The organism is Sorangium sp. So ce281 (genome assembly GCF_051527395.1).
Lineage (GTDB): Bacteria > Myxococcota_A > Polyangia > Polyangiales > Polyangiaceae > Sorangium > Sorangium cellulosum_B.
The window spans coordinates 7699415-7716687 of sequence record NZ_CP150322.1 but is presented as its reverse complement, the minus strand read 5'-3'; the positions used below and the strand labels follow the sequence as shown (position 1 = coordinate 7716687).

The following is a 17273-nucleotide window of genomic DNA, read 5'->3' as shown; positions in this document are numbered from 1 at the left end:
CGCGTGAGCGCCGCCGGCCGAGCTGCGCCGCACCCGAGCGGCGCGCCAGGGAGCACCCCCGTTCCCTGGGAGCCGCTCTTCTACGAGAAGAGCCGGCTCTACTGGCCGATCCGCCCCCTGGCCGAGGCGTTCGCGGGGTGCGCCGGCTGGCCGCCGGTCGAGGACTACAACCGGGCGCTCGGCGAGGCGTTCCCCGTGCGCTTTGCGGAGCAAGAGCCGCGGCCTCGCCGGCGCGGGCGGCGCGGGCCCGTCGACCCCTCGGCGCTCTACGACGCGCGCATCCACGTCGAGGGCCGCGTGCCCACGCGCCCGAGCAACTGGCACGACTTCCTCAACATGCTGGTGTGGGGCGCCTTCCCGCGCGCGAAGGCGGCGCTCCACGCGCGCCAGCACCGGGCGATCGCCGCGCGCATCGATCCGGGCGCGGAGGCGCTCCCTCCGGCGCGCACGCGCGAGCTGGACGGGCTCGCGCTCCTCGACGAGGGCGGGCTCCTGCTGCTCTACAACAACGCGCGCGAGGCGCCCCTCCTCGGCGATGCCTCCGATCTGGAGCGCTGCGCCGGCGAGGTGCGGGACGCCGTGCAGCGGGGCGAGGCCGCGGCGCTCGTCTTCGGCCACGCGCTGTACGAGAGCCTCCTCCAGCGCGGCCCGATGGTCCACGCGATGGTGCAGCCCATCCCGTGCGACGGGCCGCTGCCCGCCGCGCCTGCCGCGCTCGTGGCGCTGGCCGACGCGCGCCTCGGCGACGTGCTGCGGTCGCCCGACAGCTTCGCGCGCCCGGAGCGCAGCCCGCGCCTCCCCCTGGACGAGCGCGTCCTGTGCCCGTGATGGCGAGTGACGGGAGCGCCCGTGTCGCGCCCCGCAAGACCCGACGAAACAAGGAGACGAAACGTGAGCGCCCCCGAGCTCCACCTGGTTATCGGCAGCAAGCGCTTCTCTTCCTGGTCGCTCCGGCCGTGGCTCGCGGATGTCCCACGCGGCGCCGCGGGGGGAGCGACCGCGCCCTGAGCGTGCGAGGGGCGCGCGCCGCTCTCAGGGCCGCCGCCGCGCCGCCAGCGCATAGACGAGCGGCAGCCGGCGCTCGAACTTCTTCATGCGGAACTGCCCTGGCGGTCCTTCCACCATGTCCGGAAAGATGTCGTAGGGGGACCAGTCGAGCTCGCGCAGGCGCTCCAGCGTGAGGCCCGCGTCGAGGAGCGCCGACACCACCGTCCCGATCCCGTGGTTGAAGCCGACCTCCTTCAGCGTCACGGGCGCGCTCCTGTCGGCGTACGTGCCTGTCTCCTCGGTGACGATCGGCTCCCCGTGTCCGTCGTAGGCATAGGCGATCTGCTCGAATGCATCGTCGAAGGTCCACACGAGGGGGTGGAACTCGACGAGGTGCAGGACGCCCCCGGGCTTCAGGCACGCCGCGGCCGCGCGCGCCCAGCGGGTCATGTCCGGGAGCCACCCGAGGACGCCGTACGAGGTGAAGACGACATCGAACGTCTCGCCGCCGAGGGCCGCGGGGGCGTCGTAGACGTTGGCCTCGACGAAGCGCGCGTCCACCGAGAGCTCCTTCGCCAGTGCGCGCGCCGCCGTGACGGCCTCGTCGGAGAGGTCCAGCCCGGTGACGCGGGCGCCCAGCCGCGCCCACGAGAGCGTGTCCTGCCCGAAATGGCACTGCAGGTGGAGGAGCGTCTTTCCGCGCACGTCGCCGACCTGCTCGAGCTCGATCGGCTTGAGAGAGCTGGCGCCGGCCCGGAACGAGGCCAGATCGTAGAATTTGGACGCCATGTGCACGCGGGTGCGCGCGTTCCAGGCGGCGCGGTTCAGCGCAAACCAGTCGGCTTCGGACATGAGGAACTTGTTATCACGACGTCCGTCGCGCGGGCCGCATCGGATCTCCGCCGCGCTCGGGCGCCGCCCCTGGGCTGGAGCGTGCGCCCCTGGCCTCATCGCCGCTTCCGCCCGCCGTCACGCCGCCACGACGGCGCTCACCTCCTCGACAGCCGCCTTCGGGTCATACCCCAGGTTCGGCGACAGCCACCGTTCCACCTCCTCGACCGTCATCCCCTTGCGCTTCGCGTAGTCCGCGACCTGATCCTTGCCGAGGCGCCCCACCATGAAATACCGCGCCTTCGGGTGCGCCAGGTAGATGCCGCTGACGCTCGCCGCCGGCGTCATCGCGCAGCTCTCCGTCAGCTCGATGCCGACCGACGGCGCGTCGAGCAGCGCGAACAGCTTGCGCTTCTCGGTGTGATCCGGGCACGCCGGGTAGCCGAACGCCGGCCGGATCCCCCGGTACTTCTCCTCGATGAGCTCCTCGCTCGTCAGCGCCTCTCCCGCGCCGTACCCCCAGTCCTTGCGCGCGCGCTCGTGGAGCAGCTCGGCGAACGCCTCCGCGAGCCGGTCCGCCAGCGCCTTCGCGATGATCGCGCTGTAGTCGTCCTTGTCCTTCTCGTACGCGCGCACGATCTCGTCGAGCCCGAGCCCCGCCGTCACCGCGAACGCGCCGACGTGGTCGGCGAGCCCGCGCTCCCGCGGCGCCACGAAGTCGGCGAGCGACAGGTGCGGCCTCACCCCGCCCGCGGCCTTGTCGCCGCCGTCTCCGTCCTCCTCGGCGCCGCCCTGCCCCTTCACCTGCTGCTGGCGCAGCATGTTGAACCGGAGCAGCTCCCGCTCCCTCGCGTCGTCCGCGTAGAGCACGATGTCCCGCTGCTCGCCGCTCGCCGGCCAGAAGCCGTAGACGCCCCGCGCCGTGAGCAACCGGCCATCGATGATCCGCTGCAGCACCTTCTGCGCGTGATCGAACAGCTCGCGCGCCGCCTCGCCGTACTGCGGGTGCTCCAGGATCTGCGGGAACGGCCCCCTGAGCTCCCACGCGGTGAAGAAGAACGTCCAGTCGATGTACCTCGCGACCTCCGCGAGCGGCACCTCCATCACGCGGCGCCCCGTGAACGACGGCCTCGCGATGTCCTCCGGCCGCCACGCGATCTCGAGCCGCCCCCTGTCCGCCGCCGCGAGCGTCACGAGCGGCTTCGCCCGCTTCCTCGCGAAGAGCTCGCGCAGCCGGGCCTGCTCCTCCCGGTTCTGCGCGTCGAAGGCCGGCCGGTTCGCCCGATCGAGCAGGCTCGACACCACGCCCACGGCCCGCGACGCGTCGAGCACGTGCACCACCGTCCCGCTGAACTCCGGCGCGATCTTCACCGCCGTGTGCTGCCGGCTCGTCGTCGCCCCGCCGATGAGCAGCGGCAGCCGGATTCCGCGCCGCTCCATCTCGCGCGCCACGCTGACCATCTCGTCGAGCGACGGCGTGATGAGGCCGCTCAGCCCGATCATGTCGGCCTCCTCGCGCAGCGCCGCCTCCAGGATCCTGTCCTGGTGCACCATCACGCCGAGGTCGATCACCTCGTAGTTGTTGCACCCGAGCACCACGCCCACGATGTTCTTGCCGATGTCGTGCACGTCGCCCTTCACGGTCGCCATCACGATCTTCCCCTGCGACGACGAGCCCCCGGCGGCCTTCTCGGCCTCCATGAACGGCAGCAGGTGCGCGACGGCGCGCTTCATCACGCGGGCGCTCTTCACCACCTGCGGCAGGAACATCTTCCCGGCGCCGAACAGCTCGCCGACGACCTTCATCCCGTCCATCAGCGGCCCCTCGATGATGGAGAGCGGCCTCTCGTACTTCCTCCGCGCCTCCTCCACGTCCGCCTCGATGAAGTCGACGAGCCCCCTCACGAGCGCGTGCGAGAGCCGCTCCTCGACCGGGCCGTCGCGCCAGGCGAGGTCGAGCTCCTTCTTCTTGCCCTTGCCCTTCACCTGCTCGGCGAGCTCGACGAGCCGCTCGGTCGCGTCCGGGCGCCGGTTGAAGAGGACGTCCTCCACCCGCTCGAGCAGGTCCCTCGGGATGTCCTCGTAGACCGCGAGCTGCCCCGCGTTCACGATGCCCATGTCCATTCCGGCCCGGATCGCGTGGAACAGGAAGGCCGAGTGCATCGCCTCGCGGACGACGTTGTTCCCGCGGAACGAGAACGACAGGTTCGACACGCCGCCGCTCACGCGCGCCCCCGGGCAGGTCGCCTTGATGATCCGCGTCGCCTCGATGAAATTCTTCGCGAAGTCGCCGTGCTCCTCGATGCCGGTCGCGATCGCGAGGATGTTCGGGTCGAAGACGATGTCCTGCGGATCGAAGCCCGCCTCCTCGGTGAGCAGCCTGTACGCGCGCTGGCAGATCGCGACCTTGCGCTCCACCGTCTCGGCCTGGCCGATCTCGTCGAAGGCCATCACCACGACCCCCGCCCCGTAGCGCCGCACGGCGCGCGCCTTCTCGAGGAAGTCCTCCGGCCCCTCCTTGAGGCTGATCGAGTTGACGATCCCCTTGCCCTGGATGCACTTGAGCCCCGCCTCGATGACCGACCACCTCGAGCTGTCGACCATGATCGGGATGCGGGCGATCTCGGGCTCGGTGGCGACGAGGTTCAGGAAGGTCGTCATCGCCTGCTCGGAGTCGAGCATGCCCTCGTCCATGTTCACGTCGAGGAGGTTCGCCCCGCCGCGCACCTGATCGAGCGCCACCTCCAGCGCGGTCGTGAAGTCGCCCTTCTTGATGAGCTCCATGAACCGGGCCGAGCCGGTCACGTTGGTCCGCTCGCCGATCATCAGGAAGTTCGTGTCGGGCCGGATGACGAGCGTCTCCAGGCCGGCGAAGCGCCCGAAGCCGTCGCGCTCCGCGGGCACGGGCCTCGGCCGCAGCTCCGCCGTCGCCCGGGCGATCGCGCGGATGTGATCCGGCGTCGTCCCGCAGCAGCCGCCGACGATGTTCACGAGCCCGCTCTCCGCGAACTCCGTGAGCAGCCGCGACGTCGTCTCCGGGAGCTCGTCGTACTCGCCGAACGCGTTGGGGAGGCCCGCGTTCGGGTAGCAGCTCACCCGCGCCCGGGCGAGCTTCGCGAGATCCACGAGGTAGGGCCGCATGTCGCTCGCGCCGAGGGCGCAGTTGAGGCCGACGCTGAGCGGGCTCGCGTGCTCCACGCTCGTCCAGAAGGCGTCGATCGTCTGGCCGGAGAGCGTCCTGCCGCTCCTGTCGGTGATCGTCACGCTGAGCAGGATCGGCAGGCGCCGCCCCTTCTCCGCGAAGACCTCCTCCATCGCGACGAGGCACGCCTTCATGTTCAGCGTGTCGAGGAACGTCTCCGCGAGGATCACGTCGACCCCCCCGTCGACGAGCCCGCGCGCCTGCTCCGCGAACGCCCGCCGCAGCTCGTCGAAGCCGACGGCGCGGAACGACGGGTCGCTCACGCTCGGCGAGATCGACAGCGTCTTCGGCGTCGGCCCCATCGCGCCCGCGACGAAGCGCGGCTTGCCGGGCGTGCGCGCCGTCCACGCGTCGGCCGCCTTCCGGGCGATCCGGGCCGCGGTCAGGTTGATCTCGTAGGCGAGCGACTCGAGCCGGTAGTCGGCCTGGGCGATCGAGGTGCCCGTGAAGGTGTTCGTCTCGATGATGTCGGCGCCGGCGTCGAGGTACGCGCCGTGGATCTCGGAGATGACGTCCGGCCTCGTCAGCACGAGGAGATCGCTGTTGCCCTTGAGGTCGATCGCATGATCGCGGAAGCGCTCGCCGCGGTAGTCGGCCTCGCCCAGGCGGTAGCGCTGGATCATCGTGCCCATCGCGCCGTCGAGGCACAGGATCCGGTGTTCGAGGATCTCCTCGAGGCGCGCGGGGCGTTCGCTTCCGTTCATGGCTCTGCTCATGTCCTGGGCTTCTTTCCGTGGGCGCTGCGGCCGCAGGGCAGCCGCTCTCTGCTGCGAGGGCGGCCCGGGGCCCGCCGTCGCCCGGCTCGCGGTCCGGAGGGCCTTCGAGGCCGGTCCCGCGCGGCGGGTGGGGACCGAGAAGTTAGATCTCTTAATCCGGATTAACGGATTGAAGCCTGCCGGGCCTGCCAGCCGGCGTCAAGCGTCGGCTGCGAGCGGGCGAAGGAGGCGGTCCCTGCGGCGGGCTCATCTGTGCCCACTGCGCGACGCTGCTGGATGAGCGGCCGGGTGCTCGCGTCTGGGCCCACTTGCAGCAGGGCGCGCGCGGGGCGAACGGCGAGCTCGTGCTCATCCCTGGACAAACGGGTGGCCAGGGCGCCGCCTGATGCCGCTCCGGCTGAGGCACTGGCGGACATCGCTGAAGGTGCGTATCTTTGGCGAGCCCTGAGCACCCCACCCCAGGGCACGGCCGGCCGGGCTCACCGCATGGTTCGCCTTGCTGCGGGCGAGCGCCCCTCGAGACAGGACCTGCCGTCCCCCGCCGACAAAGCACGCAGAGGAGATTCTAGGATGATCACGATCACAGAGAAGGCAGCCGAGAAGGTGATGGAGATCGCGACAGCGGAGGAGCTGCTGGGGCAGGGGTTGCGCCTGCGCGTCGTGGGCGGTGGGTGCGCCGGCTTCTCGTACGACCTCTACTTCGAGGACAAGCCGACGGAGTTCGACGAGGAGTTCGAGGACAGGGGAATCAAGCTCTACATCGACCCGCTGAGCTTCCAGTACCTGGACGGGACGGAGATTGATTACGTGGAGGGCCTCCACGGCTCGGGCTTCAAGTTCAGCAACCCGTCGGTGAAGAGCACCTGCGGCTGCGGCTCCTCGTTCTCCGTCTGATTCCGTCTGATCGGGTGCCCGCTCTCTTCGCGGGCTTCGCTTCCGTCCTGGCTCGCGCCGCTCGTCTCTCGAGCGGCCTACGCGAGATGCACACGGGCCGCGTGAGCGCGTCTGCCCGGAGCATCGCGGCCCTCCTGGCTCTCTAGCGCCTTCGGTTTGGCTCGTCCTTCGCCCGGGCGCGCCTGAGGCGCGTGCGCCAGCGCTTCGCAGCCATGGTGTACAAGCTGCCCGCCCGGGGCGGCATGCCAGCTGCATCGCAGCCTGGGTGGGCTGCTCTCTTCGGAATCTCGAACCAACCACGTCGGCGGCAAGTGCCGGCGAAGCGATCAACGCGATCGAGGTCCGGCCCCGGCCGACCTCGACAGCAGGAGACGGGGTCCGGCGTCGGCCGGCCTCACCAACCGAACCGGGGTCTTCGGACCTCGAAGGAAACCCTGTGCAAACGTCCCGAGATCAGGCCAGCGCGGTTTCGCGCTACATCACGCATGTTCGGCAGATCCCGGAGCTGTCGCGCGAGGAAGAAGTCGAGCTCGCTCGACGGTGGCGGGACAATGGCGACGAGCAGGCCGCAGCCGCGCTCGCGCTCGCAAACCTGAGGCATGTTGTCTCGATAGCGATCAGCTACCGGCGTTACGGGATCCCGCTCGCCGACCTCATCGCCGAGGGGAACTTCGGGATCGTCCACGCGATCCGCAAGTACGACCCGGACCGCGGAAACCGCTTCGTGACCTACGCGGCCTACTGGATCCGGGCGTACATCCTGAACCACGTCATCCACTCCTGGAGCCTGGTCGGCGTCGGCTCGGGCCCGCTCCGCTCGAAGATGTTCTTCCGGCTGCGGCGGGAGCGGGCGCGCATCGCGGGCCTCGTGGGCGAGGGGGAGGAGGGGGATCGGCTGCTGGCCGAGAAGTTCGGCGCGCCCGCGGAGAAGGTGCTGGAGATGGCTCACCGGCTGGAGGCCCGGGACGTCTCGCTCGACACGAAGGTGTTCGAGGACGGCGCCCGGTCGCTGGTCGACACGCTGCCCGCGGACGATCAGGACCAGGAGGAGCGCTTCTCGCGCGCGGAGGAGGGGGCCCTGCTCCGGGAGCGGCTGACGCAGGCGGTGGAGAACCTGGATCCGCGCGAGCGGTACATCGTCGAGACCCGGATGATGGCGGATCCCGAGGAGGAGCTGTCGCTCGCCGAGATCGGGCGCCGTCTGGGCGTGTCGCGCGAGCGGGCTCGGCAGCTCGAGGCGCGCGCCAAGAAGAAGCTGCGCGACCGCCTCCAGCCGCTGGCGGCGTAGCGACTTGCCACAGGTGAGCGGCGGGCGAGCACAAAAGCACGAAGCCCCGCCGGGGCGGAGCTTCGTGGTCGCAGGAGACGTAAGCCGAGTTCTGTTGCGCGGGGAGTCGCCCCCCTCGCGCCGACGATCATTCCTCTAGGACGCGCGTCGCCGCGCGCCTCAAGCAGCCAACCCGGAGGCCTGGGGCGGGCAACCCTTGCCGCAGCGGCTGTCGCCGTCGCGGACGCCTCCCTACGCGGCCTTGCTCCAGGTGGGGTTTGCCGTGCCGCCCTTGTTGCCAAGGGCGCGGTGGGCTCTTACCCCGCCGTTTCACCCTTGCCGCGCGGCGAGCCAGCGGAGGCTCCGGAGCCCAGCCCATCCGGGCAGGAGGCTCGTTGCCCTCGCGAAGCGCGCGGCGCGGCGGTCTGTTCTCTGTTGCACTTTCCTCGAGATCGCTCTCACCGGGCGTTACCCGGCACCCTGCCCTGCGGAGCTCGGACTTTCCTCCCGCGGCCGGGTTTCCCCGTCCGCCGGCGATCGCCTGTCCCGCTGCGACGCGGCGAACATAGTCAAGAGCCGGCCGAACGCCAACACCTGAGGTCGGAGAACGGGCGCGACTGCATGCCATGGAGTGTCCCGCCTTGTACTTTCAAGGCCAAGCTCCGGCGGTGACACTGCGCGCGGCGCGGCGGCTCCCCTGCTCGTGGTCAGCATTCGGGGACAGGCCCGTTCCTTGTCGGGTTCAGGTGCGGCGGAGCTTCTGCGCCATCTGGGCGCCGAGCTCCGCCGAGCGGTTGGACGCCGCCTCGACCGCGTCGATCAAGGTGCGGCGGAGGCCGCCAGCCTCCAGCGTGTGGAGCCCCGCGATGGCCGTGCCGCCGGGGCTCGTCACCATGTCCTTCAGGCGGCCGGGGTGCTCGCCGGTCTCGAGCTGGAGCTTGGCGGCGCCGTACACCGTCTGCGCGGCGAGCAGCAGCGCCGCGTCCCGGCCGAGGCCGACCTTCACGCCGCCGTCCGCGAGCGCCTCGATCATCAGCATGACGTAGGCGGGGCCGCTGCCCGACAGGCCGGTCACCGCGTCGAGCAGCGACTCGTCGAGCACGACGACGCGGCCGACCGCCTGGAACAGGGTCCGCGCGATCTCGACGTCCTCGCTCGTGGCGTGGCTCCCGGCGGCGATCGCCGTGGCGCCGGCGAGCGCGATCGCCGCGGTGTTCGGCATGCTGCGGATGACGCGCGCTCCCTCGGGCAGGCGCGCCTCGATGGCGTCGATCGGCACGCCGGCCGCCACCGAGATCACGACGTCCGAGCGGCCGAGCCCCGACGAGATGGGGGCGAGGATGCGATCGACGATCTGCGGCTTGACGGCGATGACGAGGACGTCGGCCCACCGGCAGAGCGCGTCGTTGTCCTCGGTGGTCTCGATGCCGTAGCGCCCGTGGAGAAAGGAGAGCCGCTCGCTCTTGAGATCGCTCGCGCGGATCTGCTCCGCGCCCACGGCACCCCCCTGGACGAGGCCGCGGATGAGCGCCTCCGCCATGTTTCCGCCGCCAAGAAACCCGATCTTGCGCCCTCGCAGCAGACCCTCATCGCTCGCCATGGCTCGCCTCGCTTCCAGGAGCGCGCACCCTAGCAGCCTTGCCGAGCGCGCGGCTCAAATCTCGACGGACACCGCCGCGCGGCTGCATGCCGCGCGTGCCGCGCGTGCCGCCGTGGACGTGCAGACCGGCGCGGGGCCCGCTCGCCCGGACCGAGGCGAGCGCCCTTGTCAGCCGAGCCTGCGGCGTTATTGGTGCGGCGGAATGAACGCAGTCGGTCCCATGTTCGTCGATGGCAGGACGGGACCCTTCGACTGCCCGACGGAGATTTCATGATTCAAGCGGTTTTCTATCGCCCTCGCACTTCGGTCCTCGCGCTGCTCACGGCAGCGGGGCTGGCCCTCGGCGGCTGCGGTCAACAGGCCCACGCCACGCCTCCTTCCACCCAGGCCGCCGCCTCGCCGCAGGCCGCGACGCCGCCGGTCGCGACCGTGACGCTCCCGCCGACGACGGCGCCGGTGCCGGCCACCTTCGATGTCGCCGCCCTGTCAGAGCGGGTCAAGCCGATGGTCGTCAACATCACGACGACGCATGAGGTCAAGGGGCCCGAAGGGCTCGACCCCTTCCAGTTCTTCTTCGGCCCGCAAGGCGGCGGACGGCTCAACCCGCGGGGCCAGCAGCCGACGCAGACGGCGCTCGGGACCGGCTTCATCATCGACCCGAGCGGCTACGTCGTGACGAACGAGCACGTCATCCACGACGCGTCCGGCGTCCGCGTGCGGCTCGCCGACGAGCGGGAGTTCGAGGCCGAGGTCGTCGGCCGCGATCCCAAGCTCGATCTCGCGCTCCTCCGCCTGAAGGGCGCGAGCGGCCTGCCTGTGGCGCCGCTCGGGGCGAGCGAGCAGCTGCGGGTCGGCGAGCACGTGCTCGCGGTCGGCAACCCCTTCGGGCTCGGCCACACGGTCACGCTCGGCATCGTCAGCGCGAAGGCGCGGGCGATCGGCGCGGGGCCGTACGACGACTTCATCCAGACCGACGCGTCGATCAACCCGGGCAACAGCGGCGGCCCGCTGTTCAACTGGCGGGGCGAGGTCGTGGGCATCAACACCGCGATCCGGGCGGGCGCGAACGGGATCGGCTTCGCGATCCCGATCGACGCGCTGAAGGATGTGCTCCCGCAGCTCCGCGAGAAGGGCTTCGTCGAGCGCGGCAAGCTCGGCCTCCTGTTCCAGCCCGTCACGCGCGATCTCGCCGCGGCGCTCCAGCTCGACGGGCCCCGGGGCGCGCTCGTCGCCGAGGTCGAGCCGGGCGGCGCGGCGGCGCGCGCCGGCATCAAGCCGGGCGACGTGATCGTGAACGTGAACGGCGTCCCCATCCACCACGCCGAGGAGCTGCGGCGCAACGTGGCGCGCAACGCGCCCGGCTCGGAGATCGCGGTGACGCTGGTGCGCGCCCAGAAGCAGCAACAGGTCGTGGCCAAGCTGGACGCGCTCCAGGACGAGGAGGGCGACGCGGCGGGCCGCGCGCGGCCGAGCCAGGGCGCCCGGCCCGAGCGCCAGCTGAGCGCCGAGAAGCTCGGCATCCAGGTCTCCGAGGCCCAGGGCGGCGGGGTGCGGGTCGACGGGTTCGCCTCGGGCAGCAAGGTCCAGGAGATCGAGGTGGGCGACGTGATCCTCGAGGTGAACGGCGCCCCGGTGAAGGACGTCGCCGGCCTCCGGGCGGCCATCGCCAAGCTCAAGGACGGGTCCGTCGCCCTCCTCAAGGTGCGGCGCGGGAAGCTCGTCCAGTTCGCGGCCGTGCCGATCTCCGCGCGCTGATCCTGCGCCGGGCGCGGCCGGCGCGAGCCGGCCTGCGCCAGCCGCGCCGACCCCGTTCCCGCGTCACCCCACGCCTTGCTGCCGGTCGGTGGTGTCCTCTCCACCCAGCGGCGCCTTCGCGGCGCGCGCCGCCTCCGCGAGCGCGCGCTTCTCCGCCTCCGTCTGCTTGACGCGCTCCTCGAGCACGTCGGTGCCGAGGTAGCGGAAGACGTAGACCCCCCCGACGAACATGCAGAGGAACAGGGTGAGCACCCGCCAGAGGACGACGTACGGCACCACGAACGCGCCGTGGACCCAGGGCGACATGAGCGCGTTCGAGCCGAGCTCGGCGACGCCGCTCGCGCCGGGCGTGGGGGTCATGTAGAGCGCGAAGTTGAGCAGCGTCTGGATCAGGACGACCTGCACGATCGGCGGGCCCACCGAGACGAACGTCGAGGGCGAGGTCGGAATGCCGAGCCCGAGCAGGATGAAATAGGCGACGGCGAACCGCGAGCAGAAGAAGCCGAACGTGAGCAGCAGCGCGGTGGCGTAGGCGCGCTTGCCGCGGCGCATGTAGATGCGGAAGCCGCGGTGGAACTCGTCCACGCCCAGCAGCAGGCGCGCGGTCGTGGCGCCGGGGGTGGCGAGCGCGGCCTCGGCGCGGGCCCGCAGCCGGGGCACGCGCCGGGCGCCCAGCAGGGCGGCGCGCAGGACCTTCCCGAGCGGCACCGACAGCGCGCGGACGATCCCCTTGAGGAGGGGCGGGTACGCCGCCGCGGTGATGAGCGCGACGAGGGCCGAGCCGAACATCGCGACGGTGAAGAGGAGCAGCCACTCGATCTGCGCGCCCGCCTGCACGACCAGCATCCCGTTCTGCTGCAGCACGAAGATGACCACGGCAGACAGGAGGAAGAAGGTGATCGTGCACGAGGCGGTGAGCAGCTCCGCCGTGGCCACGTCGACGAGCCGCATACCGCCGTGCACGAGCACGGCGGCCTGCGACGGCGCCGCGCCGGCCTGCCCGGGGGTCACCCCGGCGCAGAACATCAGCACGAACTCCGAGGTCACCGCGGTGCGGACGCGGAGCTCGGGCCAGAGGACGCGCCCGAGGGTCCAGATCCTGAGGCCTCCGAACACGCCCTCTTGCAGCGCCAGCACGGCGCCGACGAGCAGCCAGCCCGGGCGCACGTGCGCGAACGCGGCGGCGAGGCTCGCCTGCTTGTCGTGGATCTCGCTGTAGAGGACGTAAGCGAACGACGCGAGCGTGAGCGTGACGATGACCTGGATGCCTCGGATCAGGGTAGCGCGGTTCATACGGGGGCACGCAGCCGGGGTGATCGCATGCGCACGCCCCTATACCCTGCCGCCGGCGCTCGCGACCGTCATGCCTGCGCTCCTCCGGATCGACACCCCTCCCGTGGCGGCCCCGACCACACGGCGCGCGCGCCGGGTGCGAAGGCCGCTTCGCGCAGGCGCTCCTCGCTCGCCGCGCTCCCCGGGCTCCCCGGGCTCATCCAGCGCGCCGCTTTCGCCGCCGTCCGCCGCCGAATCGTCACGCGCATCCGGGCCTTTCGAGGCCAGGTCGAGGAGATGTCTATTGCGTCGCCGGGGGCGGCTCGCGATGCTGCGAGCCTCATGGCGGCACGAAAGATCGCTATCAGTACCGGCGGAGGCGACGCGCCGGGGCTCAACGCTGTGATCCGCGCGGCCACGCTCGGCGCGCTCGAGCGTGGCTGGGAGGTCTGGGGGATCCGGCAAGGGTACCGCGGGCTGCTCGACGACGCTCCGGACGGGCTCATCCGCCTGGATCGCGAGCGGGTCCGGGGCATCGCGCACCTCGGGGGCACCATCCTGGGCACCGCGAACCGCGGCGACCCGTTCCACTACCCGACGCCAGGCGAGCACGGGCTCGTCCCCCGGGATCGATCCGAGGATCTCGTGCGGCGGTTTCGCGCGGAGGGGTTCGACGCGCTCATCTCGGTGGGCGGAGACGGATCCATGTGGATCGCGCACCAGCTGCTCCAGCGCGGGCTGCCCCTCGTCATCGGCGTACCGAAGACGATCGACAACGACGTCTGCTGCACGGACCTCACGTTCGGCTTCGACACGGCGGTCTCCATCGCGACCGAGGCGCTCGACCGGCTCCACACCACGACCGAGGCGCACGAGCGGATCATGGTCGTGGAGGTGATGGGGCGGCACGCGGGCTGGATCGCGCTCAACGCCGGGATCGCCGGCGGAGCCGACGCCATCCTGATGCCGGAGATCCCGTTCCGGTTCGAGGCGATCGCCGAGAAGATCCGCCTGCGGGAGTCGCGCGGGCGCCGCTTCTCCATCGTCGTGGCGGCCGAGGGGGCGTACGCGCAAGGGGGTGAGCTGATCATCAAGGACGCGGGCGACGCGTTCCGCCGCACCGCCGTGCTCGGGGGCGTGGCCGAGCGCGTGGCCAAGGAGCTCGCGGCCCGCACCGGCAAGGAAGCGCGCTCGATGGTGCTCGGCCACCTCCAGCGGGGCGGCGGACCCACGACGGCGGATCGCTTGCTCGCCCTCCGCTTCGGCGCGGCCGCGGCGCGCTGCCTCGTCGAGGACTGCGGCAGCGGGATGGTGGCGCTGCGATCGAACCGGATCGAGCTCGTCCCCCTCGAGGACGTCGCCGGCAAGACGAAGACGGTGCCGCTCGACTCGGACACGGTCATCACGGCCCGTGAGATGGGGCTGTGCTTCGGCGACGAGGCGCCCGGCCACTTCGTCGCGCCCTGATCGGCGAGCGCGCGGGTCTTCCGCTGGCTCCCTGCTCCTCGGCAAGCGTTATGTAGGATTGTGCGGTGTCGCCCCCGCGCCGGGCGATTTCCGCTCGGCGCCCCGCCGGCAGGATTGGCAGGCGGACGGCGGCCGCGCGATCTGAGCTGCGCCGCCAGCCTCGTGTTTGACACTCGTTGAAGGGGGCCGATATCTTGGTTTCCCCTCCGAACCCGCGCACACCCCGGAACATGACGAAAGTCCTCGTATTTGAGAGCGATCCGGCGTTTGCCGGGGAGCTCCGCACGGAATTGGGCCGCCTCGGCTGCACCGTTCAGGTGGTCGACGACGGCAACGTCGGCCTGCAGGCGGCCGCGACCGAGCGCCCCGACCTCATCCTGCTGTCGATCGAGCTGCCGCGCATGAACGGCTTCTCGGTCTGCAACAAGCTCAAGAAGGACGTGCAGCTCAAGGACGTCCCGCTCGTCATCATGTCGAGCGAGTCGAGCGAAGAGACGTTCGAGCAGCACCGCAAGCTCAGGACGCGCGCGGAGGACTACATTCACAAGCCGATCGCGTTCGGCGAGCTCCTCGAGCACATCCGCAACTACGTCCCGATCGACGGGGACGACGCCGAGGCCGATCCGATCATGATCGACGAGGCCGAGGTGCTCGAGGCCGACATCGACGAGGACTCCGGCGATCCCACGATCATCACGGCCGCCGTGGGCTCGGACGGCACGCCCGGGAGCGCCGCGCCTCCGCACGCCGCTGCGCCGTCGGTCCCGCCGCCGGTGCCGAGGCCGCCGTCCGCGGCGCCGCCGCCTGCCGGAGCCGCCATGCCGTCCGCGGTGCCGCCGCCCCCCGCGCCGAGGCCGCTGTCCGCGGCGCCGCCGCCCGCGCCGAGGCCGACGTCCGCGGTGCCGCCGCCTGCCGGCACACCGCCCGCCGTGCCGTCGGCGCCCCCTGCCGCCGCTGCGCAGGATCGGGCTCGGGCGTCAGCTCCGCCGAGGCCCCCGCAGGGCGCCGCGGCACGCTCGGACGCCCGCAAGTCGGACGAGGACATCGAGGAGTTCATCGGCGGCGCGTTCACCCGCCTGATCCGCGACGAGGAGGAGGAGCGCACCGACGTCAGGCCCTCGGTCGCGCCGTCGTCTCGGACGCTGGCGCCCACGAAGACGCCCGTGCCGGCCTCGGCGCCGCCGCCCGTGAGCTCGTCGCCGGTGGCTGCGTACCGGGCTCCGGTCTCCGAGCGCGGGGCCGCGTACCGGGCTCCGATCTCCGAGCGCGGGCGGCTGACGCCTGCGCCGCCTGCGCCGCATCGCTCCGACGCCGACGCGGCCGAGCTCGAGCGTCTGCGTGGCGAGCTGGACAGGTCCAAGGGAGAGATCGTCCGCCTCACCAAGGAAGTCGCGGCTGCGCGCGCGACCTCGCTCCGCCTCGAGGGCGAGCTCTCCTCGGCGAACGACGGCAGCCAGGAGGCCGCCCGCCTGCGGCGCGAGCTCGACGAGCTCAAGGTGAAGCTCGCGTCCGGCGCCGGCACCGGCTCCAGGCCCGGCGGCGTGTCGAGCCGCGACTTCCTGGATCTGCGCGAGGCGCTGAACAAGAAGGACAAAGAGATCCTCGCGCTCCGCGACCAGATGTCGCGCAAGGACAAGGAGCTGCTGGAGCTCCGGGATCAGTCGCTGTCGCTCGAGCGGGAGAAGGCCGACCAGGTCGACAGGATCCTGGAGCTCGAGCGCGCGAGCGAGGATCTCGACGGACAGGTCGCGTCGCTCCGCGCGGACAAGGAGCTCGCCGCGAAGCGCGCGGACGACTTCAAGGCGCGCTCGGAGAAGCTGCAGGGGCAGATCGCGGCCCGCGACGCCGATCTCTCGTCGGCCCGGCAGGCGCTGATGGACGCGGAGGCGGCGCACACGGAGGCGCTGCGCGCGGCGGCGGACGAGAAGACGCAAGCGATCGCCGCCGTCGAGGCCTCGGCGCAGCGCGAGCTCGAGGAGAGCGCGCAGGCGGAGCGCGAGCGCTTCGAGCAGGCGGCCGCGGGGCACCGGGCGGAGGTGGAGCGGCTCAACGCCGAGCACGCGGCGGCGGCGGAGGGGGCGAAATCCGAGCACGCCGCCGCCATGGAGGGGCTGCGGGCCGAGCACGCCGGGGCGCTCGATGCGTCGAGGCGCGAGCGCGAGGCCGCCGTCGAGGCGCTGCGGCGCGAGCACGAAGCCGCGACGGAGCGGCGCGAGCGGGAGCACGCCGCTGCGCTGGACACGGCGCGAAGCGAGCACGCCGCCGCCCTGGAGCGCGCCCAGGCGGAGCACGCCGCCGCGCTCCAGGGGGCGCGCGACGAGCATGCCGCCGCGCTCGAGAAGCAGCAGGCCGCGCACGCGTCCGCGCTGGAGTCGCTGCGGGGCGAGCACGCGAGCGCCGTCGAGGGGCTCCGGAGCGAGCACGCGGACGAGATCGGACGGCGGGATCGCGAGCACGCGGGCGCGCTGGAGCGCCTCCAGACCGAGCACGCGCGCGCCCTCGAGGGGCAGGCCGAGGAGCATGCGCGGGCGATCGCGCAGCAGACGGAGGAGCACGCGAGGGCGCTCGCGGCCGCGCGCGAGGGCTTCGCAACGCAGCTCGCGGCGCGGGAGCGCGAGCTCATCGAGGAGCGCGAGCAGGCCGTCCGCGACGCCGAGCAGGCCCACGCGAAGCGCGTGGCAGAGCTCGAGGCGGGCGCCGCCGAGCGGCAGGCGCAGCTCGAGGCCGCGCACGCGCAGGCGCTCGCCGACACGCGCGCGGCGCACCAGGCCGAGACCGCCGAGCGGGAGGCCGCCTGGGCGGCGCAGCGGCGTGAGCTGGACGAGGTCGCCCGCGGGCTCTCCACGGAGCTCGGGCAAGCGCGCGGCCAGATCGCGGACCTCGAGGCCCGGACGCAGGAGCTCGATCGGCAGCTGGAGCAGCGCGCGGGCGAGCTCTCCGCGGCTGCCGCGGAGCGCGAGCGCTTGCTGGGCGAGCTCGCCGAGCGGGCGCAATCCATCGAGGCGCTCCAGGGCCGGCTCGCGGAGGCCGATCGGCGCGGGAGCGAGCTCGGCGCTCAGCTCTCGCAGCGGACCGAGGAGCGCGACGCCCTGCGGGCGCACGGCGAGCAGCTCACCGAGCAGCTGGCCGTCGAGCGCGCCCGCCTGCAGAAGGCGCGCTCGAAATGGGGTGAGGACCGCGTCTCGCTCGAGCGCGCGCGGGAGGCGCTCGCCGCGGCGCTGTCGCAGATCGATCAGGCCGAGGCGCTCTCGCTCGAGTGAGCCCTCGGCGCTCCCTGGAGGG

General features: G+C 72.1%; 10 protein-coding genes and 1 other RNA gene. 6 read left to right on the top strand and 5 right to left on the bottom strand.

From position 1 onward, the window contains the following. The first annotated feature begins 3 nt into the window (after nucleotides 1-3). Nucleotides 4-828 (top strand): DUF3025 domain-containing protein, encoded by an 825-nt coding sequence (locus WMF27_RS29210; RefSeq protein WP_437765590.1) that lies wholly within the window; start codon nucleotides 4-6, stop codon nucleotides 826-828. Nucleotides 829-1032: 204 nt separating this feature from the next. Here the strand turns inward: WMF27_RS29210 and WMF27_RS29205 are convergent, their stop codons facing one another. Together WMF27_RS29205 and metH are read right to left on the bottom strand one after the other, a co-directional pair. Continuing rightward, the gene (locus WMF27_RS29205; protein WP_437765591.1) at nucleotides 1033-1839 is read right to left on the bottom strand and encodes a class I SAM-dependent methyltransferase; all 807 of its coding nucleotides are present in this window, start codon (nucleotides 1837-1839) and stop codon (nucleotides 1033-1035) included. Between the two features lie 117 nt (nucleotides 1840-1956). Beyond that, nucleotides 1957-5724, bottom strand: coding sequence for a methionine synthase (metH, locus tag WMF27_RS29200; RefSeq protein ID WP_437765592.1), 3768 nt, complete (start codon nucleotides 5722-5724; stop codon nucleotides 1957-1959). A 582-nt stretch (nucleotides 5725-6306) separates the two neighbouring features. On the opposite strand from metH, the gene erpA reads away from it, so the two are divergent. Then, a complete protein-coding gene (erpA, locus tag WMF27_RS29195; RefSeq protein WP_061620261.1) occupies nucleotides 6307-6630 on the top strand; it encodes an iron-sulfur cluster insertion protein ErpA in 324 nt (107 codons plus the stop codon). Nucleotides 6631-7066: 436 nt separating this feature from the next. Beyond that, nucleotides 7067-7918: a sigma-70 family RNA polymerase sigma factor gene (locus WMF27_RS29190; RefSeq protein ID WP_437765593.1), complete on the top strand. Its 852-nt coding sequence runs from the start codon at nucleotides 7067-7069 to the stop codon at nucleotides 7916-7918. Between the two features lie 66 nt (nucleotides 7919-7984). Here WMF27_RS29190 and rnpB read toward each other — a convergent pair. Together rnpB and proC are read right to left on the bottom strand one after the other, a co-directional pair. Continuing rightward, an RNA gene (gene rnpB / locus WMF27_RS29185) (RNase P RNA component class A) lies at nucleotides 7985-8450 on the bottom strand. A gap of 189 nt (nucleotides 8451-8639) precedes the next feature. After that, nucleotides 8640-9497, bottom strand: coding sequence for a pyrroline-5-carboxylate reductase (proC, locus tag WMF27_RS29180; protein ID WP_437765594.1), 858 nt, complete (start codon nucleotides 9495-9497; stop codon nucleotides 8640-8642). Nucleotides 9498-9767: 270 nt separating this feature from the next. On the opposite strand from proC, the gene WMF27_RS29175 reads away from it, so the two are divergent. Beyond that, the gene (locus tag WMF27_RS29175; protein ID WP_437765595.1) at nucleotides 9768-11252 is read left to right on the top strand and encodes a Do family serine endopeptidase; all 1485 of its coding nucleotides are present in this window, start codon (nucleotides 9768-9770) and stop codon (nucleotides 11250-11252) included. Nucleotides 11253-11315: 63 nt separating this feature from the next. Here the strand turns inward: WMF27_RS29175 and WMF27_RS29170 are convergent, their stop codons facing one another. Beyond that, nucleotides 11316-12545, bottom strand: a complete 1230-nt coding sequence (locus WMF27_RS29170; RefSeq protein ID WP_437765596.1) for a lysylphosphatidylglycerol synthase transmembrane domain-containing protein — start codon at nucleotides 12543-12545, stop codon at nucleotides 11316-11318. A gap of 321 nt (nucleotides 12546-12866) precedes the next feature. Between WMF27_RS29170 and WMF27_RS29165 the strand changes: the two genes are divergently transcribed. Next, a complete protein-coding gene (locus tag WMF27_RS29165; protein WP_437765597.1) occupies nucleotides 12867-13991 on the top strand; it encodes a 6-phosphofructokinase in 1125 nt (374 codons plus the stop codon). 230 nt (nucleotides 13992-14221) lie between these two features. Next, nucleotides 14222-17251 carry a response regulator gene (locus WMF27_RS29160; protein WP_437765598.1) on the top strand — a complete coding sequence of 1010 codons (3030 nt, stop codon included), beginning with the start codon at nucleotides 14222-14224 and terminating at the stop codon, nucleotides 17249-17251. The last annotated feature ends 22 nt before the right edge of the window (nucleotides 17252-17273 follow it).